Annotated in this window: 20 protein-coding genes and 1 pseudogene; 10 read left to right on the top strand and 11 right to left on the bottom strand. The window is 57.6% G+C overall.

The genetic code is table 11. The annotated features are described in order from the left end of the window. Positions 1–57: 57 nt before the first annotated feature. The 4 genes and pseudogenes from PM2_RS32195 to PM2_RS28435 all read right to left on the bottom strand — a co-directional run. Positions 58–189: pseudogene (locus PM2_RS32195) on the bottom strand (hypothetical protein); the annotation flags it as partial. Between the two features lie 64 nt (positions 190–253). Then, positions 254–733 (bottom strand): hypothetical protein, encoded by a 480-nt coding sequence (locus PM2_RS28445; RefSeq protein ID WP_004577578.1) that lies wholly within the window; start codon positions 731–733, stop codon positions 254–256. Further along, complete coding sequence (locus tag PM2_RS28440) at positions 714–1,358, bottom strand: DUF6036 family nucleotidyltransferase (protein WP_004577577.1); 645 nt, start codon at positions 1,356–1,358, stop codon at positions 714–716. The genes PM2_RS28445 and PM2_RS28440 overlap by 20 nt, the downstream gene beginning before the upstream one ends. A gap of 134 nt (positions 1,359–1,492) precedes the next feature. Beyond that, positions 1,493–2,374: a DNA-binding protein gene (locus PM2_RS28435; protein WP_004577576.1), complete on the bottom strand. Its 882-nt coding sequence runs from the start codon at positions 2,372–2,374 to the stop codon at positions 1,493–1,495. Between the two features lie 181 nt (positions 2,375–2,555). Between PM2_RS28435 and PM2_RS28430 the strand changes: the two genes are divergently transcribed. Next, the gene (locus PM2_RS28430) at positions 2,556–3,515 is read left to right on the top strand and encodes a site-specific integrase (RefSeq protein ID WP_004577575.1); all 960 of its coding nucleotides are present in this window, start codon (positions 2,556–2,558) and stop codon (positions 3,513–3,515) included. Positions 3,516–3,543: 28 nt separating this feature from the next. Here the strand turns inward: PM2_RS28430 and PM2_RS30910 are convergent, their stop codons facing one another. Further along, complete coding sequence (locus PM2_RS30910) at positions 3,544–3,831, bottom strand: hypothetical protein (protein WP_016487034.1); 288 nt, start codon at positions 3,829–3,831, stop codon at positions 3,544–3,546. A 315-nt stretch (positions 3,832–4,146) separates the two neighbouring features. Here PM2_RS30910 and PM2_RS28415 point away from each other — a divergent pair, with 315 nt between their 5' ends. After that, positions 4,147–4,761 carry a DUF6088 family protein gene (locus tag PM2_RS28415; RefSeq protein WP_004374692.1) on the top strand — a complete coding sequence of 205 codons (615 nt, stop codon included), beginning with the start codon at positions 4,147–4,149 and terminating at the stop codon, positions 4,759–4,761. A gap of 36 nt (positions 4,762–4,797) precedes the next feature. Here PM2_RS28415 and PM2_RS28410 read toward each other — a convergent pair whose 3' ends face one another. Next, positions 4,798–6,174 (bottom strand): heavy metal sensor histidine kinase, encoded by a 1,377-nt coding sequence (locus tag PM2_RS28410; RefSeq protein ID WP_016487036.1) that lies wholly within the window; start codon positions 6,172–6,174, stop codon positions 4,798–4,800. Positions 6,175–6,176: 2 nt separating this feature from the next. Then, entirely contained in the window at positions 6,177–6,854 is a 678-nt protein-coding gene (locus PM2_RS28405; protein WP_004577572.1) for a heavy metal response regulator transcription factor, read from the bottom strand. 207 nt (positions 6,855–7,061) lie between these two features. Here PM2_RS28405 and PM2_RS28400 point away from each other — a divergent pair, with 207 nt between their 5' ends. The 8 genes from PM2_RS28400 to PM2_RS28365 all read left to right on the top strand — a co-directional run bounded on the left by PM2_RS28400 (position 7,062) and on the right by PM2_RS28365 (position 15,138). Further along, positions 7,062–7,421 (top strand): co-regulatory protein PtrA N-terminal domain-containing protein, encoded by a 360-nt coding sequence (locus PM2_RS28400; RefSeq protein WP_016487037.1) that lies wholly within the window; start codon positions 7,062–7,064, stop codon positions 7,419–7,421. Between the two features lie 167 nt (positions 7,422–7,588). Next, the gene (locus PM2_RS28395; protein ID WP_004577570.1) at positions 7,589–8,146 is read left to right on the top strand and encodes a cupredoxin domain-containing protein; all 558 of its coding nucleotides are present in this window, start codon (positions 7,589–7,591) and stop codon (positions 8,144–8,146) included. 147 nt (positions 8,147–8,293) lie between these two features. After that, the gene (locus PM2_RS28390) at positions 8,294–8,827 is read left to right on the top strand and encodes a cupredoxin domain-containing protein (protein WP_004577569.1); all 534 of its coding nucleotides are present in this window, start codon (positions 8,294–8,296) and stop codon (positions 8,825–8,827) included. 79 nt (positions 8,828–8,906) lie between these two features. After that, complete coding sequence (locus PM2_RS28385) at positions 8,907–9,155, top strand: DUF2933 domain-containing protein (RefSeq protein ID WP_003246761.1); 249 nt, start codon at positions 8,907–8,909, stop codon at positions 9,153–9,155. 5 nt (positions 9,156–9,160) lie between these two features. Next, the gene (locus PM2_RS28380) at positions 9,161–11,521 is read left to right on the top strand and encodes a heavy metal translocating P-type ATPase (RefSeq protein ID WP_023662984.1); all 2,361 of its coding nucleotides are present in this window, start codon (positions 9,161–9,163) and stop codon (positions 11,519–11,521) included. Positions 11,522–11,694: 173 nt separating this feature from the next. Beyond that, positions 11,695–13,422, top strand: coding sequence for an ATP-dependent nuclease (locus PM2_RS28375; RefSeq protein WP_004577567.1), 1,728 nt, complete (start codon positions 11,695–11,697; stop codon positions 13,420–13,422). Beyond that, the gene (locus PM2_RS28370) at positions 13,412–14,839 is read left to right on the top strand and encodes a UvrD-helicase domain-containing protein (protein WP_004577566.1); all 1,428 of its coding nucleotides are present in this window, start codon (positions 13,412–13,414) and stop codon (positions 14,837–14,839) included. The genes PM2_RS28375 and PM2_RS28370 overlap by 11 nt, the downstream gene beginning before the upstream one ends. Before the next feature lie 98 nt (positions 14,840–14,937). After that, positions 14,938–15,138, top strand: a complete 201-nt coding sequence (locus PM2_RS28365; RefSeq protein WP_003139539.1) for a heavy-metal-associated domain-containing protein — start codon at positions 14,938–14,940, stop codon at positions 15,136–15,138. A 19-nt stretch (positions 15,139–15,157) separates the two neighbouring features. Here PM2_RS28365 and PM2_RS28360 read toward each other — a convergent pair whose 3' ends face one another. Genes PM2_RS28360 through bufA2 form a run of 4 tightly spaced genes read right to left on the bottom strand, consistent with a single transcriptional unit; the run spans position 15,158 to position 17,453 of the window. After that, positions 15,158–15,472, bottom strand: coding sequence for a hypothetical protein (locus tag PM2_RS28360; RefSeq protein ID WP_003139538.1), 315 nt, complete (start codon positions 15,470–15,472; stop codon positions 15,158–15,160). A 51-nt stretch (positions 15,473–15,523) separates the two neighbouring features. Further along, the gene (locus tag PM2_RS28355) at positions 15,524–16,315 is read right to left on the bottom strand and encodes an HvfC/BufC N-terminal domain-containing protein (RefSeq protein ID WP_004577565.1); all 792 of its coding nucleotides are present in this window, start codon (positions 16,313–16,315) and stop codon (positions 15,524–15,526) included. Continuing rightward, entirely contained in the window at positions 16,312–17,148 is an 837-nt protein-coding gene (bufB, locus tag PM2_RS28350) for an MNIO family bufferin maturase (RefSeq protein WP_003139536.1), read from the bottom strand. Before bufB ends, PM2_RS28355 begins: the two co-directional genes overlap by 4 nt. A 44-nt stretch (positions 17,149–17,192) precedes the next feature. Then, entirely contained in the window at positions 17,193–17,453 is a 261-nt protein-coding gene (bufA2, locus tag PM2_RS28345) for a BufA2 family periplasmic bufferin-type metallophore (RefSeq protein WP_004577564.1), read from the bottom strand. Positions 17,454–17,672 lie beyond the last annotated feature (219 nt).

The following is a 17,672-nucleotide window of genomic DNA, read 5'->3' as shown; positions in this document are numbered from 1 at the left end:
CCTTAGCGTAATGGCTTCAGCCAGATACCGCTGAGGATCAGTTCGGCCTGCTGCGAATTAAGTAGGCCGATCTGGAGTTGGCAAAGGTACTGGGGTGTCGGTATCAAGGCTCTGAGCCCAAGTCTCGACCAATGCGTGATCGATCACCAAACCCTCGCTCACGTCGGCCAATGCCTCGCGTGTTAGATCAGCGAGTCGTTGGTCGTGATTTATTGAATTGGCCATTCCCCGTCCATTTTGCCGTGCTCTGCTGCTAGCTGACGGGCGTTGGCTCTGAATAGCCCGTCTTCACGCCCTGGGTGGCCGCGTAATGGCGGGTTTGGAAAGCCAGGACATCCTGCATCTGCTTGCTGACGTCCTCTTCAAGCCCCCATTCATAGGCCAGCTTGTCGAGTTGGTAGCGAGAGACAAGCTGGGTCGCACGCGGTGAGCGCTCTGCTGGTTTCAGGTTTGACCAACTGCTGACAAAGCCTTTTAGGCGCGCGGCTTTGTCCGTTGATACACAGGGAAAGCGACGCAGCAGGTCGACGAGATAGAGGGCACGCAGCTTCTGTTCAGGCTGGCGCAGCTTGCCTGCCACTTCACGCTGCAGTACTGGCACGAGGTCGCGCTCTTCGTACCACAACTGCTTGGCGAGCTCCACAAGAGCATCGGACGCAACTTGGCTAAGACGCTGCTGGGTGACAGTCTCCAGAAGCGTGCCAAAGCTTTGTTTACGATCCAGACGTGGCATCTCGCCCATCCTCCAGGTACTTCGCTGTGACCAGTTTCAGGCAGCCTAGCATTGCACTTCGGTTGCCCACGGCATAATCGATTGCCTCTGTTGCTAGTGTAACAAACTGGCCGACATCGACACGGCCACATTCGATGAGCTGTTCGATATCAGATTGATCGTTTTCCGTAAAGCGGCCGAGCTTGGAGATGGCCAGATCCACGCCGGCGGCAACGAAGATATGTAGCGGCTGCTCACCCTCGAAACCCTCCATGGGGATGGCGCGCTCGCGGTAATCCTCGTGCAGTGGCCCGAGGGCATTGGTGTAGTTCTGGTCCAGGTACACCTGCAAGTCGCGGCCGTCGCCGTCCTCATATCCCTCTGGCGGTGTGTAGACGGCCATGATCTCGTCCTTACGCAGCACACGGGCCGCCTCGATCTCCGCATCGATGTCCGCACTACCACGCGCATGGGTGAGCAGGTGCACCGCGCAGCCGCCGAAGACGAAGACCTTGAGTGAGCCTGGCGGATTGCCATCCAGTAGCGGCAAGGCCCGGGCGAACAGATTACCAATGGCCTGGCCCAGCGGCGTAGTCAGCCGGACAGGTTCCGCAGCCCCCTCATCGGCAGTCTCAAGTAGTGTCATCTCCACCTCCGCTCAGTGCATAGGCTCAGTGTGCCGGTTCATGTGCTACGTGCGCCATCGCTGTTCACAAGCGGCACCCCGAGTAGCTTTAGCTGTGTAGTGGCTTCGACCAAGCGCTCCTGCAGGCCCTGCGTCTACTGCACCTGAAGCGCGGATGCTTCGCTCAGCCGGGACACCTCCTCCTGCAATGTGCGACAACGCTGTTCAAGGGCTTCATTCGAGCGTTCGGAGCCGGCCAGCGTGCTCTGCAGAGCCTCCAGGGCCTGAGTTTTCTGCGCCACTAGCTGTTGCTGTGCATGTCGCTCTTTTTGCAACTGCCGCGCCTCGGTGAGCAAGCGTGCATTGTCGCGGTTCAGTTGCGTCAGTTCGTCCTGCTTGATTATCAAGGTCTGCTGCAGTTGCCGCAGTTCTAGTTGCAATTGTTGTATCTGCGACTCGTGTCGGCGTTGTTCCTGCTCACGCTGTTCCTTGCTGGCCTGCCGGTAGTGCTCCAGGGTGTCGCGCGCATGTCGGTGTTTTTCCTCCAGCGAGTGGATCTGTGCGTCGCGATCCTTGTGCCGCTCCTCCAGGTCGCGATTAGCCTGCTGTAGGCGGGCGTTCTCGATCTCGGCCTGCTGCAACTCGTGATGAGTGGTCTGAAGTCGTTCCGCGTCGAGCGCGGTCTGGCCTTCCAGTTGTTGGATGCGGTTTTCGGCCTGTCGAAACCGATGCTGGTAATCGAGCCGTTCGCGGGCCAGTTGTTCGCGCTCCTGGGCCACGGCGGCCTGCGCCTCCTCCTCTAGCTGATCTGCCAGTTGGCTGACCAGATTGGCCAACTGTTCGCTGAGCGGGATCAAGGCCGCATCCCGGCCGCGCTCGGCGTCTTCAAGCTCTTTCAGGTAGCGGTGAATGGTGGTCTTTGAACCGGTATTGCCCAGCTCGATGCGCACCGCATCAATACTGGGGTGGATATCGCGGGCGAGTAGAGAATTCCGGGCTTTCTGCACGATTGCTTTGTTGATGCCACCGCGGGCCATAAGTGGAACTCCTGACGATTTCGTTCTGTGGTATGTACTATGTAAATACATAGCATATTATCAAGAACTTCGTTTTTTTCCGCTCGTATTCTAGAATTGGATAATCATGAATTATCCAAGGTGATGCGGTGTTTTTGTCGTTTGGCAGTCGCTCACCGGTACACCAAGGGGATGCGCTCAGATGAGCCAGGAGATCGAGCGGTACCTGCAGGCCGGCACTCGTGCCAACACCCGGCGGAGCTATCAGCAGGCGCTTGAGCACTTCGAGGTGACGTGGGGTGGCTTTCTGCCGGCGACTAGCGATACAGTCGTGCGCTATCTGGTCGATCACGCCGCCACCCTGTCCAGCAATACCTTGAAGTTGCGCCTCGCGGCGTTGGCGCAGTGGCATGTCAGCCAAGGCTTCCCGGATCCGACCAAGACTCCGCTGGTCCGCCAGATCCTCAAGGGCATTCGTACTTTGCACCCACGCCAAGAGAAGCAGGCCGAACCTTTGCAGCTGCGCCAGTTCGAACAGTGCGTGTTGTGGCTGGAACAAGCTTTGGAGCAGGCCCGCGCGGAAGACGACTTGCCACGGCTACTGCGCTGTTGCCGCGATCGCGCTCTGATACTGATCGGCTTCTGGCGGGCCTTTCGCAGTGATGAGCTATGTCGCCTACAGGTCGAGCACATCCAGGTGCGGACCGGGGAGGGCATGCAACTGTTCCTGCCCTGGAGCAAAGGTGATCGGGACAACCAAGGCCAGACCTTCAACGCGCCGGCGCTGGCCAGGCTGTGCCCAGTACAAGCCTACGTCGACTGGATCAGTCTTGCGGGTATCGCACGCGGGCCGGTATTCCGTGGAATTGATCGCTGGGGGCACTTAGGTGAGCAGGGCTTGCACCCAAATAGCGTTGTCCCACTCATGCGCGCCGTACTGCAGGCAGCAGGGCTGCCTTCGGAGCTGTACAGTAGCCACTCGCTGCGCCGCGGGTTTGCCACCTGGGCCACCCGCAGCGGCTGGGATATCAAAGCGCTGATGCAGTACGTAGGCTGGAGCGATGGGCAATCCGCATTGCGCTATGTCGAGAGCACAGGAGTGTTCCCTGGGCAACTGAGTGCGCTACAACACATCTCAAACTGGCCCGAGGGACTGCCATAAGACCGCCTTCCGCGGCCCCGATCTGCACCTAGCTGCGCACTGGGAACACCAGCTCGTCATGTGCGGTGCAAATGAGTCGATGATCCAGCACATGGAAAATTGCAGGGTTCTTGGCATCCTGGGCACCCACAAAGAAGAGGTAACTGCGGGATGCCTGCTTGTCTTTTTTGGCTTTTATGTTCTCTTGCCGGGCTATTTCCAGCTCATTTTTCAGTCGCCCGCGGGCAGCTGCTGACCACTCGCTCCAAAGGACGACCACCTGGTAAGGCGTTAGTTTTTTCTCTTCCCATTCGCCCGCGTTGAGTGAAATGGTCAAGTGTTCATGCTACAAAGACGCGCTGAGGGAACGCTGGTCGAGGCAGTCCAGGTTGTACTGCCTGCGAGGCTGAATGGATCCAATGACTGGACGATGGAGAAGCTGACCGAGCTGATAAGGGTCTATGACCGGGACGAACGAGTCTTGGGCTACGACTTCCAAACGGCATCAGGCCAGACCTACTCGCACAGAGATTGCCTGTACTCACAGGACGGAGCCAAGCACCAGGTCTATTGTTCGATGATGTGTCCCGCATGAGATGGTCGCCACCTCTGGTGGTTCTTGGCAGGGCCACTCACGAGGTTTGACAGGACAATGAAGGCTCTTCCCGAGAAAATCCTGGACATCATTCAACAGCTTCCAGAAGGTGAGGTTCTGACACCTAGCAGATTCCTGCATCATGGTTCTCGCCATGCTGTGCAGCGAGGACTCTCTCGCCTGGTCGAAGGTGGAAAGCTGTTTCGCGTTGCTCGGGGCATTTATGTTGCCGCAGTCGAAACTCGGTTCGGCGTGCGCCCGCCGGCACCGGAGAAGGTTGTCCACTCGCTGGCTAATGCGCTGGGTGAAGTGCTGGTCGACCACGGGGCTCGTGCCGCGAATAAATTAGGGCTGAGCACACAGGTTCCAGTTCGCTATGTCTTTCTAACCGACGGACGCTCTAGGGAGCTTCAGGTAGGCAAGACCACCGTGTCGATTCGGTATGCGCCTCGATGGTTGATGGCTCTAGGCGCTACTGGAGCGGGGGAAGCCATTCGAGCATTGGATTGGATTGGCGAGGCAAGCGTGGGGTATGCCGTTTTCAAACTTCATAAACTACTACCCGAGAGCGAATGGGGTGATCTGGTGTCAGCTCACCGCTCGTTACCTATCTGGATGGCGAATGCAATCTGCGCTCAGTCGAGTTGCACCCACCCTGTCAAGTTGGGCTAGCGGTTTAGCTGTAGCCTACTTACCGCCAGATCGGCATCATCTGGAATGGGGCAATTCGATGTGAAAGCCCGTGAGGCCGGCGGCTGAGGTGCACCAGATGCGGCCTTTGTGAGCCTCAATGATGGATCGGGTGATGGCAAGTCCGAGCCCGGCGTTGCTCGGGCTTCCCTCCCGCCGAGCGGGGTCGACCCGGTAAAAGCGGTCGAAGAGCTTCTCTAAATGCTCTGAGCTAATTGTGTCCCCTGGGTTCTCGATGCTGAAGGTTGTGGAGTCCGCTGTCTCGCGGATCAAAACCGAAATTGTATGTCCCACCGGCGTGTAGCGCAGTGCATTGGACAGCAAGTTGGAAAGTGCACGATCAAGCATCAGCCGATCTCCCAGCACTTGGCCTGTGCCTGTGAGCGATAGTTCAATGCCATGTTCTTCGGCCAGAAGGTGGTAGTAGTCAAACAGCTTGAAGACTACGTCAGCCAGTTCGATCCTGGCCTGCTCGGGGATGATCAGGCCATTATCAGCCTTGGCCAAGAAAAGCATGTCATCAATCATCCGAGACATGCGCTTCAAGTCCTCCAGGTTGGAGTAGAGATTCTCTTCATAGGCATTGATATCGCGTTTCTTGCTCAGCACGACCTCGGTGTGGGTCATCAGGTTGCTAACGGGCGTGCGTAGCTCGTGGGCAATGTCGGCCGAAAAATTGGAGAGCCTAACGAAGGCATCCTCTAGCCGAGCCAACATCGCATTGAAGGATAGAACCAGTTGCTGAAGTTCCCGCGGCACTGGTTCGAGAGGGATTCGTTCCTGTAACGAGCGAGCGGACATCCCGGAGGCCACATGAGTGACTTGCCGCAGAGGCCTAAGGCCGCTGCGAGCAACCACCCAGCCGAGCGCGGCACTGAACAGGGCACTGATGACCAATCCAATCCAGAACCATCGTTGCAGCGTGTCGAAAAAGTGTGTGTGATTGGTGACGTCAAGAATCAGCAAAGCTGTGAGCGGCTCAGCCTGATCGGCTACCGAGATTTGCGCCGTCATGCCGCGGTACATGTGTTGGCCGTTCTGCCACTCCCACATGCTCTGCTCATTTTCACGTCTGAAACGCTCTGGTACTTCGACTGCTCTGGGGTCGGAGAACAGTACAGAACCGTCACTGGCCAGGATAGTGGCCGCCAGATCCTGATGGGCTCCCAGCAAGGCTCGCAACTGCGGTAATTCTTCCGAAAGGCTCGCTTCACCGCGAGCATTGTTGAGGATATGTTTGGCGGATTCGAGTTTCTCCACCAGGGCCTGCCGATCCAGCATCTTGAAGTGGTGCTGGCTGAGCATATTGAAACTCAGCCCTGCTACCGTCAGGACTGCAATTACCGCGGACATGAACATCAGGCTCATGCGTGCTGTCAGCGAAAGGTGCTTCATATTCACTCCGGCGCATCCATCATGTATCCCATGCCGCGGGCGGTATGAATCAGCTTGAGATCGAAATCGTCATCGATTTTTGCGCGTAGCCGGCGTACCGCAACCTCAATGACATTGGTGTCGCTGTCGAAATTCATGTCCCAAACCTGAGAGGCAATCAGCGACTTCGGGAGCACCTCGCCGCGCCGGCGCAGTAGCAGTTCCAGCAGTGAAAACTCCTTCGCGGTCAGGTCAATTCTTTTCCCGCCACGGATCGCACGCCGCTTCATCAGATCGACTTCCAGATCGGCAATTTTCATCGTTGTTTGCGTGGGTGAGCCATTGCCTCTACGCAGCAGCGTTCTGACCCTGGCCAGAAGTTCTGAAAAAGCAAATGGCTTGATTAGGTAGTCGTCCGCACCTAGCTCCAACCCTTTAACGCGGTCCTCCACACCATCGCGTGCCGTCAAGAACAATACGGGAACGTCTTTTCCTGCGGCGCGCACCATGCGCAGCACTTCCCACCCGTCCAGCCCAGGCATCATCACATCCAGGATCAGGAGGTCATAGGACTCACTCAGCGCGTGCTGTAGAGCATCTGTACCGGTCATAACCCGATCGACATTGAAGCCCGCTTCACTCAGGCCTTGCTGCAGGTATGCACCGGTTTTGGGTTCATCTTCAGCTACCAGTAGTTTCATGCGAGCAGACTCCAAAAATCGGGTGGCCTGAGTTTGCAGGCAAACCGCGGCCCCAACCAGAAGCTTACGAAAATGTAATTCTGACTTCAGGTCTCTGACAGGGTGGCTTGTCTAGGGTGCTAGCATGAGCATTAGGTTGTGCTCTCGGCCCTCGACAGACCAAAAGCAGAGGTGCCGGCCATAGTTTGCACTGATGGAGACTGCCCTATGAAATCGCTGAAACCTTTGCTTCTGGTTGGTTCGCTACTGCTGTCTTCTATGGCTTGGGCCGAAGGGGGCAGCGACCGTGTATTCGAGCGCATCCAGCAGATGCGCGACAAAGCAGAAGCCGTGCTGATCCAGGCGGAGAAGGCCCCGGTCGGCGAGCGGCATGTGCACATGAAGGAGCATATGAACATGCTCGAAGAGATCATGAGCCAGCTGCACAACGAACATCCCGCGCCAGACATGTCAGCCGAAGAGCATCTAGCCTGGATGGAAAAGCATGACAAGCTGGTAGACGACGTGCTGGGTCAAATGATTCGAGAGCACAAGCTGATGATGGCCGACAAGGAATGCCATCAGTAAAGATTTCCCCCATCTTCCAGGCCTTTCGTGATTGCTCCTTTGGCCTAGCGGCGCCTTTATGGCGCCGTGCTTTTTCCCAGCTGACGCAATTGTAGTTTTGGGGTCAGCGGCCTGGCAGCAAGCGGGGAATAGCATGAGATTTCCAGCATCCATCGCGAGGTCTCACCATGAAACGCATACCCCTTAAGCTGCTGATCAGCACTCTGTTCATCAGCACCACTTTTCCGGCATTTGCCGAGGCCGGCGGCAGTAGCAATGGCATTGGGCAGCAGGCCCAGGCGACGCCAGCGACTCGTACCATCTTGGTAAAGATGGACGACATCAACTACAGCCAGAAAACGATCGATGTGAAGCCAGGTGAAACCGTGCGCTTCGTTCTGAAGAACGAGGGCGCGTTGATGCACGAGTTCAACATCGGGCAGGCAGCGTCCCAGCTGGAGCACCAGCGCAAGATGGCGTCCTTGTTCAAGGACGGCACACTGACCCCGACCGGCATGGCCGAGCGCATTGTCTGGCATGAGCGTTATGGCACGGGAGACTCCAACCCTCCAGGCTATCCGAAAGTCATCAAAGCCAAGCATGACGACCCGAACGCGGTTCTCGTCGAGCCCGGCACAACCAAAGAGTTCGTGTGGACCTTCCCTAAGGCGGGCAGTTTGAGCTTCGCCTGTACATTGCCTGGGCATTACCAGGCGGGGATGGTCGGTGAGTTTGCTCTGCGTTAGTCCGGCACCGGTGCTACCCGTTGGCCGCGAGCTGGGTAGCACCGATTTGACGAACCTTACTGCGATGTAGTTTTCACGTCAGCGTACCGCCAGCTGCACCTCATTAGCATCGGGACTCATCCCTCCTCAACACCTCAGAGGCACACCATGAAACTCAGACCCGCTTTCATAATCACCACCCTTGGCTTGCTGCTCAGTGCTGCCAATGCGCTGGCCAGCCCGGGCCACAAGAAAGACAGTATTGGGCAACCGGGAGACGGTCAGGCAGTAGATCGCACCATCGAAGTCCGGATGGGGGACATCTTCTTCGAACCCAAAGCAATGGAGATCAAAGCAGGCGAGACAGTTCGCTTCGTCCTGAAAAATGACGGTGCACTGCTACACGAATTCAATCTTGGCAAAGCGGCATCCCATGCCGCGCACCAGAAAGAGATGGCCGCGATGTTTCAGAACGGCACGCTGTCCCCTACAGGTGTGCATGACATGAGCAATATGGGCCATGCCATGGGCGGCATGAAGATGGTCGGTATGGAACACGATGACCCCAACAGTGTTCTTGTCGGACCTGGAGCAAGCGAAGAGTTGATCTGGACCTTCTCCGCCGCCACCGAACTGGAGTTCGCCTGCAATATTCCAGGACATTATCAGTCGGGAATGGTCGGTAAGGTGACCGTACGCTGACGTTTATTGATACTCGCCAACTCCGTCCAGTCTGAGACACCTATACTGATCCGGCCGCCATTGAAACGAGGCTATTGTCGTGGACCATACCCATCACACCAGTACCACTGAGCCGCCTTTTTGGAAGAGCAAGATTGGCATTGCGCTGATCATGCTGGCCGTAATCGGCATCTTCTATGTAGCGCGTGAGCATTACGGTCATCTTTCGCAGGCCCTGCCGTACCTCATCCTGCTGCTATGCCCGCTGATGCATCTGTTTGGCCACAATCACGGCGGGCACTCCCACTCCAGCAGCACCGCTGTTTCCAAGGACGAAGAAAGGACATAGATCGCATGCAAAAGACCTCCTGCCATCATGACCAGGATCATTCACATAACTCGCACGCCCACTCCGAGAGCCAGCGCGACCCGGTGTGTGGCATGGAGGTGAAATCTGATAGCCCATACCGCGAGAGCGTTGAAGGGAAGACCTATCGCTTCTGCAGTGCCAAATGCCTGCAGAAGTTTCAAATTGATCCCCACTCGTACATGGGCCACTCGTCTCATGAAGCACATCAGCATACGAGTCACCCTACGATATCGGCACCAGAAGGAGCCGCATATACCTGTCCGATGCATCCAGAGATTCGCCAACCGACCCCTGGCAACTGCCCGATCTGTGGCATGACGCTGGAGCCTGTCATCCCGGAGCTGGAAGAGGAGGAAAACCCGGAGCTGAAGGACTTCTCTCGGCGATTCTGGTGGACCCTACCGCTGACCGTCATCGTGACCGTGCTGGCGATGGCTGGCCATTCCTTGCAACTGTTTCATGGCACGACCCAGAACTGGGTCGAGCTGGCTCTGGCGACGCCCGTGACGCTATGGGGTGGCTGGGTGTTCTTCGCCCGCGGCATTGACTCCATCCGGCACCGCAGCCCCAACATGTGGACGCTGATCGGATTGGGAACTGCAGCTGCCTACCTCTACAGCGTGGCCGCTACCTTGGTTCCGCAGTCGTTTCCGGCGGCCTTTGTCCAGGACGGACGTATCGGCGTCTATTTTGAAGCAGCCGCGGTGATTATCTCACTCACGCTGTTGGGCCAAATGCTCGAACTAAAGGCCCGCTCGCAGACGTCCGCAGCTATCAAATCGCTGCTGGGACTGGCACCAAAGACAGCGCGGCGCATCATGCCCGATGGAGTAGAAGAGGACATTCCTCTAACCCATGTCCATCAGGGCGATCATCTGCGTGTCCGGCCAGGCGAGAAGGTTCCTGTAGATGGCACTGTGCTGGAGGGTGAGAGCGCAGTCGACGAATCGATGCTTACTGGAGAACCGTTACCCGTGACCAAACGGGCAGGGGATGCCCTTATCGGTGCCACCCTAAACACCCACGGCAGCCTAGTTATGGAGGCGCAGAAAGTCGGTGCCGAAACCATGCTGTCGCAGATCGTGCTGATGGTGGCCAAGGCCCAGCGCTCTAAGGCACCCATGCAGCGTATGGCCGATGCCGTTGCGGGGTATTTCGTGGTCGGGGTGATCCTGATCGCGATTCTGACCTTCTTCGGCTGGGGGCTGTTCGGGCCGGAATCTGGCTGGGTATTTGGCCTGATCAATGCGGTGGCGGTGCTGATCATTGCGTGTCCCTGCGCCCTGGGTCTGGCAACCCCGATGTCCGTCATGGTTGCGACTGGCAAGGCCGCTAGCAGCGGTGTGTTGTTCCGCGATGCCAGCGCCATCGAAAATCTATGCAAGATCGACACGCTCATCGTCGACAAGACCGGAACCCTGACTGAGGGGTGCCCCGTATTCCATAGTGCGGAAGGGACAGGCGGTTACGACTCCAATGAAGTGCTGCGCCTGGCTGCCAGTCTCGACCAGGGTAGTGAGCACCCGCTGGCTCATGCCATCGTCGATCATGCGCGGGGTCAAGGCATTGCACTGGTCAAGCCGGACACTTTCGAGTCGGGCTCGGGTATTGGCGTGCGCGGTCAGGTCGATGGCCATCAGCTGCAGCTCGGCAACACCGCACTGATGGACGAGGCGGGCGTCGATATTACCCCGCTGCGCAATCGCGCCGAGCAACTGCGTCTGGAAGGCATCAGCATCATCTATTTGGCCGTTGATGGTCGCCTGGCGGGACTCCTGGCCGTTTCCGATCCGATCAAGCCTACTTCTCAACAGGCTGTCTCCAAGCTTCAAAGCGAAGACGTAAAGGTCATCATGGCCACTGGTGATGGCCTCACCACAGCAAGAGCCGTGGCGAAGCAGCTCGGAATCGAGGAAGTGCATGGTGAGGTCAAACCGCAGGATAAGGAGAAACTGGTCGCCGATTTGCAGGGCTATGGCCGTCGTGTCGCCATGGCGGGTGACGGCATCAACGATGCGCCCGCCCTGGCCAGGTCTGACGTAGGTATCGCCATGGGCACCGGTACCGATGTGGCGATGAACAGCGCCCAAGTGACGCTGGTCAAGGGAGATCTGATGGGCATCCTGCGAGCGCGCACCCTGTCAGTGGCAACCGTGAAAAACATGAGGCAGAACCTCGCCTTTGCGTTCCTCTACAACGCGATGGGAATCCCGCTAGCAGCGGGGCTGCTGTACCCGCTGACGGGGCATCTTCTGTCGCCCTTGATTGCTGCGCTGGCGATGAGTGTCAGCTCGGCGTCGGTGGTCTTCAATGCTCTGAGGTTGAAATCAACGGACATCGGATAGGCTTCCATACCACCGACCAGGTGATTATTCAGAAGCGCATCTGACCGGAAAATGCCGTACGGTAGTTTCCGGTCCGACCTATCTGTCGCAACACATAGTGACGAGGTGACGTTCGATGGACTGTTGCCGCTGCGGGTAGGAGACTGGTCGTCGTTAACCCATGAGGACTCTCGGTGGCCCGCATTCGCAGACTGATTATCAGCAACTTCCGATCTATCCAGGCGCTCGACTGGGTGCCGGCCCCAGGAATTAACTGCCTCATAGGTCCTGGCGATAGTGGAAAGTCCAGCATTCTAGATGCGATTGACCTTTGCGTCGGTGCCCGCCGGGGCGGCACGTTCGGCGACATGGACTTCTTCGCTCTGAACGTCGAAACACCCATCACCATCAGTGTGACGCTTGGCGATTTGCAGGTATCGCTGATGGATATCGATGTTTACGGCGAGTTCTTGCGTGGATTCAATCCAGGAACGGGAGAAGTCGAAGACGAACCGCGAGCGGGGCTGGAGACCGTTATCACCTTGCTTCTGCAAGTTGGTGCCGATTTGGAACCTACCTGGACACTTTTTTCTGAGCGTGCGGAGCAGCAGCAACTCGAACGCACTCTTCCCTGGAAGGAACGAGCGGCACTAGCACCCGCCCGTATCGGCAGCTTTGCGAGTTCGAACTTGTCGTGGAGTCGTGGCTCAGTGCTCAATCGACTTACTGACGAGCGTGCAGAGCTAGGTGCCGAACTTGCGCGCGCCGCGAGGCAAGCAAGAGCGAACTTTGGCAATCAAGCCGTCGGACATCTAACTCAGACGCTTGAGGTGGTGCAACGCACGGCTCAGCATCTTGGGGTTTCGGTTGGAGCGATGCCACAAGCACTCCTTGACGCACATTCTGTGTCGATTGGCGAGGGTGCGATCGCGCTGCACAGCGACACAGGCATTCCCCTTCGCTCCCTTGGCACGGGCTCGTCGCGATTGCTAGTGGCAGGGTTGCAAAGAGCTGCAGCTAGCGCCGCGCCAATTGCTCTTGTCGATGAGGTGGAATATGGGCTTGAACCTCATCGGCTCATGCGATTCCTGGACTCCCTGGGCGCAAAGGACGCTGCCGCTCCGCTGCAGGTCTTCATGACGACTCACTCACCGGTCGCGCTGCGCGAATTGTCCGGCAGCCAGTTATTCGTTGTTCGGTCTGGGCCTCAACGCCACAGCGTTATGGCGGCAGGGGAGGCCAACGAAGTACAAAGTACCCTTCGGAAGGACCCAGAGGCATTCCTCGCCAAATCCATTATCGTTTGCGAGGGTGCCAGCGAGGTTGGCTTCGCGCGTGGCCTTGACCAATGGTGGGGCAGCCTTGGCGCTACCTCATTCCTGGCTCATGGTGGCGCTTATGTGGACGCCGGCGGGGGAAGTCCCGATAACAGTCTTATCCGCGGAACGGCACTTCAGAACCTAGGCTATCGCGTGATGGTTTTTGTAGACGCCGACAAACCTTCGACCGCAGGGCTACCTGAAGCATTCTTGGCCGCAGGCGGACAAATTCTGACATGGCGACCAGGTCTCACTCTGGAGGACGAGATCTTCCGCCATCTCAGTGACCAAGCACTCGATGCACTTCTGGCGAAAGCCGAAACAATAGTGGGTGCAGAGCTGATGAATGCGCACATCCAGACGAAGTCCCAAGGACGTATGACACTACATGACATCAAAGCTGAAAGACTTATTCAGGGCTACTTGCCCGCGACGCGAGAGCTTTTGGGAGCTGCATCTCGTATCCGCAACAGCGGGTGGTTCAAGTCGTTGACAACCTATCAGGAGGTTGCAAGGGACATCGTCGGCCCGTCTCTACAGAACGCCGACCAGGGCTTCATGGCAGTCACGAATCAGCTCTGGACGTTTACAAGTGCCCCTTGAGATCGATCTTTTCGCTATCGAGCGTGGCTCCATAACAGCCCCCGCAGGTTGTGGAAAAACGCAATTGATTGCCGAGACGCTCATCGCGCATAGGCAGAGCAAACCCATACTCGTACTAACGCACACGAACGCAGGCGTTGCGGCCTTACGGGCGCGCCTGAGACGAGCCGGCGTTCCTAACTCCGCATATCGAGTCTCCACCATTGATGGATTCTCGATGCGCCTCATCGCTAAGTTCCCAGCGCGAAGCGGCCATAACCCACAGATCTTACAGCTCCACCAGCCCAACACCGACTACCCTGCAATTCGGCACGCCGCCATGCTGTTACTGCAGGCAGGCCACCTTGCTCAGCCTCTCCGTGCCACTTACGCGCGCTTGCTTGTCGACGAATACCAGGACTGCAACGTCGTCCAGCACGCCATCGTGTCAGGTTTGGCCCGGGTGCTACCGACCTGCGTGCTCGGTGACCCAATGCAAGCCATCTTCGACTTTCGTGGCAATCGACTGGTGCATTGGGCGAATGAGGTGCAGCCCCTGTTCCCCGCGGCAGGAGAGCTGAGGATACCCTGGCGCTGGCGGCTGGCCGGAGCTGAGAACCTTGGGCAGTGGCTACTCGCCATACGGCAGCAACTTCAAGTTGGCCAGCCGGTGGATCTGCGCACGGCTCCGGCAGAAGTGCGCTGGGTGCAGCTCAACGCCGGGACCGAAGTCCAGCAGCGGCTGGTGGCCGCTAGAACCGAGTCACCCAACGCTCGGGGCAGCGTCCTCATCATCGGGGACTCCATCAACGTGCAAGGTCGCCATCAGCTCACGAGCCAGACACCCGGCGCCATGGCCGTCGAAGCCGTCGACCTAAGGGACCTCGTCAACTTCGCCAGGAACTTTAACCTGCAGGGTGCCAATGCTCTGGCACAACTTGCGGAATTTGCTTCAAGCGTGATGACGGGGGTAGGTGCAGCAAACCTGCGAACGCGTGTGGAGTCTCTGCGCACAGGACGTGCCCGAACGCCACCGACCCCAGCCGAGGCCGAGGCCGTCGCATTCGTCGGGGAGCCAACACCGCAGCGAGCACTCCTTGTGCTCAACGCCCTCGCCGAACAGCCGGGGGCACGGGTGTACCGACCGGAAGTTCTGCACTGCTGCCGGTCCGCTATGCAAGCTGTGGCGGGAGGTACAGCCGACTTTCTGAGTGCAGCCATTCAAGCGCGAGAACGCAATCGACACCTTGCCCGCCCCATCGCAAGACGCTCGGTAGGCAGCACATTACTTCTCAAGGGGCTCGAGGCGGATGTCTCGGTTGTTCTGCATCCTGAACTTATGACCGCTCAGAATCTGTATGTCGCCCTTACGAGGGGCGCAAGGCACGTAGTGGTGTGTTCATCGAACCCCATCCTGATGCCTGTGAACAACGGCTGAGCCTTACTGTTGCGTTTGCGCACTTGACCTTGCCATCGTGTCAAGGTCGATGCTGTCTGTGCGGTAACTTGAGCCGCGGACGAAATGAGGTGAGAGAGATGTTCAGCCTGAATGTTTCGGGTATGGGTTGTGGCAGTTGTGTCAGCAAAATCACGAAGGCCATCCAGACGCTGGATCAGGACGCACGCGTAGAGGTGGATCGGGCAGCCGGCAAGGTCACTGTAGAGAGCACAGAAAGTGCCGAATCGATCCGCGAGCTGATCCAGGAGCTTGGTTATGCGGCCCAGGTCAGCGCTTGAGCGCTGGCCTGCCGACCGACTAAATCTCCAGTTCTGAGAGCTCTTTCAGCCCGTGAATACTGGTGACCTCGTTAGTAATACCTTCATCCCCATCTCGGCCGCGAAGCCAGTTTGAGTGATCGCCTGGCTCGCGCATTTCCAGCGTGTCATAGGAGTAGCGCTTTCGCTTGAACAGGCTTTTCAATGCGGCGAACTCGTGGCTTTTCTCGTCTTCTATTCCGACGACTTTTCCTACAAGCGCCTCCCAATGACCGACGCCGTCGGCCAGCATCGCCTGGTAAGTCTCTGGGTCCAGCAAGGCTTGCTGTTTGAAATGAATGATGCGGTGTGTCATAGACGCGCTCGGGAGTGGCCAAAGAGAAGCCGCTAGCCTATAGGTTCCGGGTCATTCGTGAATAGTTGCCCTGAGCTTTAGCAAACCTTCGTTGACCCACAATTTCAACCAAGTTGCGGCCTGCAGGGGGGCTTGCTCTCCATGTGTTGCGCTCAATGACTCGCAGAGTTCGGCGAACGATCCACCCTCGACGAAAAACCGCAATGCTGACGCCTCTTCTGGCTCCAGGCTTCGGTAATGGCATACGAGGTTATGACGCCAGACCAGACAGTCTCGATTCCCGGCTGGTTGGGTGGCAACGGGAAGCAGATCCCCAGACTTGGCAGCCTTCCACAGCGCCAGGGTGTTGTACTGCAATCGCAGCCATCTGGCAGATGGAGTCAGGGAAACCCTGAATGAAACCCAGTCTTCAGCCGAAAACTCACTGATGGCCTGCAGTGAAAGCGCTTCGACATCCTGAGCATCGAAAGCCAGTGTAAAAGCCCACTCCAGCTCCGCGAGTTCGCGCATCGGTGAAAGTTGAGGTTCCGCAATGTAGCTGCGAATGAACTCGGGCAGCTTTTCACCCAGCCAGCGAATGCTGAAATGCCGCGGTGGCCAGGCGGCGATATAGGCCAGTGCGAGTTGCTCGAACGACTGTTCTCCCAGCCATTGCTGCAGCGCCGGGAAATCCTCGCGCAGCACCGCCAGCAGGCGCGAGCGATAGGCGTTATGGTAGATCCGCAGGCCTTCGAGGGCACTCAGCGCAGTGCAACCCCGGACTTGCTCCAAAAGCTCGTTGGAGGGCAGGGCACCATCTGTCAGGTAAGTTTCAAATGCAGTCTGTAAGGCGCTTAGGCTCAAAGGGTTGCCCTCGATATCACGCCATTGGCGATAGCTCGGGCATGCTCCAACTCGGATAACAGATCCTCGAACGGTGGAAAATGATCATCCCGCTCGATCAACGTCGACGTTGGACCCAAGTAGCTCAAAGTCTTGCTGTAGAGCGCCCAAACCGGGTCAGCGATGGGCTGGTCGTGGGTGTCGATGAGGTATTGCCCGTAATCGCTATGCCCGGCCAGGTGAATTTGACGAATCCGCTCGTGCGGCAATTCCAAGATGAACTGCCATGGGTCGAAATCCTGATTTCGTGCGCTGACGTAGACGTTGTTCACGTCAAGGAGCAATTCGCAACCGGTCAGGAAACTCAGTTCCGAGAGAAACTGCGATTCGCTCATGCTGGACGTCTTCCACTGCACGTAAGAAGAAACGTTCTCCAGCACAATGGGACGTTCCAGAACATCCTGCACTAGACGCACCCGCGCGGCGACATGCAGCAGGCTTTCTTGGGTAAACGGCAGCGGCAGCAGGTCGTGGAGTTGATGGGCGTTGCCGCGACTCCAGCACAAGTGGTCGGAAACCCACTGGGGCTGTACCCGGTCCGCCAGTTGCTTGAGCTGTCGTAGGTAGCCCATGTCCAGGTTATGCGAACCGCCGATCGACAGCGATACTCCGTGCATCACCAACGGGTATTGCTCGCCAATCGCATCGAGAAAGTAGAGGGCCTTGCCACCGCCCACCAGGTAATTCTCGGAAATGATCTCAAACCAGTCGACCGCAGGTCGCTGTTCAAGAATCTGCTGGTAATACTCACTGCGAAGGCCAAGACCGAAACCCAGTGTTTTGCGCTTACTCATTCAAGACTCCAGCAGGGGAGTGGCAGGCACTCCCCGCAACGGCATTATTCGCTGGTCTTGCCACCGGCCTCATCGCACTTGGCCTGAGTCATCAGCTTGAAACCCTGGCCTTTACATTCTCCCTGGCCTTTGCAGGCATTTTTGGCGGTCATGCAGTCGTTCTGGCCCTTGCAACCGTTGACGCCGAAGCACTTCACTTCAGCTGCTTTGGTGTCCTGGGCGGCCTGGACAGGCAGGGTAGCAAACAGGCTGGCGGCCACGAGAGCCAGAGCGGCACCGGTAGCGACGTTGGATTTATTCGACATAGTGACAATCTCTCTTAATTGTTGGTGGTCTTATCCGCGGGTGCGAATGACCCTGAGTAGCTTAGGCATCGCTGCCGAGCATGCCCTCTCAAGAAATTCGCAAGGCTTTATGAGGGCATGAAAGACAGTACCGAGCCTTCTGGATGGGCTACAAGAAAGAAATAGCAACCTGACAGAACTGTAATGTTCGGCTCAGGTTGCTGACAGGCCCTCTTAGGG

It is taken from the genome of Pseudomonas monteilii NBRC 103158 = DSM 14164 (assembly GCF_000730605.1).
Taxonomy (GTDB): domain Bacteria; phylum Pseudomonadota; class Gammaproteobacteria; order Pseudomonadales; family Pseudomonadaceae; genus Aquipseudomonas; species Aquipseudomonas monteilii.
Note: the sequence above shows the minus strand (reverse complement) of the source record. Positions and strands in the feature narration are given on the sequence as shown.

What these genes read in the sequence shown, in the direction of transcription:
- PM2_RS28445 (WP_004577578.1), bottom strand. Translation starts at nt 733, where the DNA reads ATGCCACGTCTGGATCGTAAACAAAGCTTTGGCACGCTTCTGGAGACT.
- PM2_RS28440 (WP_004577577.1), bottom strand. Translation starts at nt 1,358, where the DNA reads ATGACACTACTTGAGACTGCCGATGAGGGGGCTGCGGAACCTGTCCGG.
- PM2_RS28435 (WP_004577576.1), bottom strand. Translation starts at nt 2,374, where the DNA reads ATGGCCCGCGGTGGCATCAACAAAGCAATCGTGCAGAAAGCCCGGAAT.
- PM2_RS28430 (WP_004577575.1), top strand. Translation starts at nt 2,556, where the DNA reads ATGAGCCAGGAGATCGAGCGGTACCTGCAGGCCGGCACTCGTGCCAAC.
- PM2_RS28415 (WP_004374692.1), top strand. Translation starts at nt 4,147, where the DNA reads ATGAAGGCTCTTCCCGAGAAAATCCTGGACATCATTCAACAGCTTCCA.
- PM2_RS28410 (WP_016487036.1), bottom strand. Translation starts at nt 6,174, where the DNA reads ATGAAGCACCTTTCGCTGACAGCACGCATGAGCCTGATGTTCATGTCC.
- PM2_RS28405 (WP_004577572.1), bottom strand. Translation starts at nt 6,854, where the DNA reads ATGAAACTACTGGTAGCTGAAGATGAACCCAAAACCGGTGCATACCTG.
- PM2_RS28400 (WP_016487037.1), top strand. Translation starts at nt 7,062, where the DNA reads ATGAAATCGCTGAAACCTTTGCTTCTGGTTGGTTCGCTACTGCTGTCT.
- PM2_RS28395 (WP_004577570.1), top strand. Translation starts at nt 7,589, where the DNA reads ATGAAACGCATACCCCTTAAGCTGCTGATCAGCACTCTGTTCATCAGC.
- PM2_RS28390 (WP_004577569.1), top strand. Translation starts at nt 8,294, where the DNA reads ATGAAACTCAGACCCGCTTTCATAATCACCACCCTTGGCTTGCTGCTC.
- PM2_RS28380 (WP_023662984.1), top strand. Translation starts at nt 9,161, where the DNA reads ATGCAAAAGACCTCCTGCCATCATGACCAGGATCATTCACATAACTCG.
- PM2_RS28365 (WP_003139539.1), top strand. Translation starts at nt 14,938, where the DNA reads ATGTTCAGCCTGAATGTTTCGGGTATGGGTTGTGGCAGTTGTGTCAGC.
- PM2_RS28360 (WP_003139538.1), bottom strand. Translation starts at nt 15,472, where the DNA reads ATGACACACCGCATCATTCATTTCAAACAGCAAGCCTTGCTGGACCCA.
- bufB (WP_003139536.1), bottom strand. Translation starts at nt 17,148, where the DNA reads ATGAGTAAGCGCAAAACACTGGGTTTCGGTCTTGGCCTTCGCAGTGAG.
- bufA2 (WP_004577564.1), bottom strand. Translation starts at nt 17,453, where the DNA reads ATGTCGAATAAATCCAACGTCGCTACCGGTGCCGCTCTGGCTCTCGTG.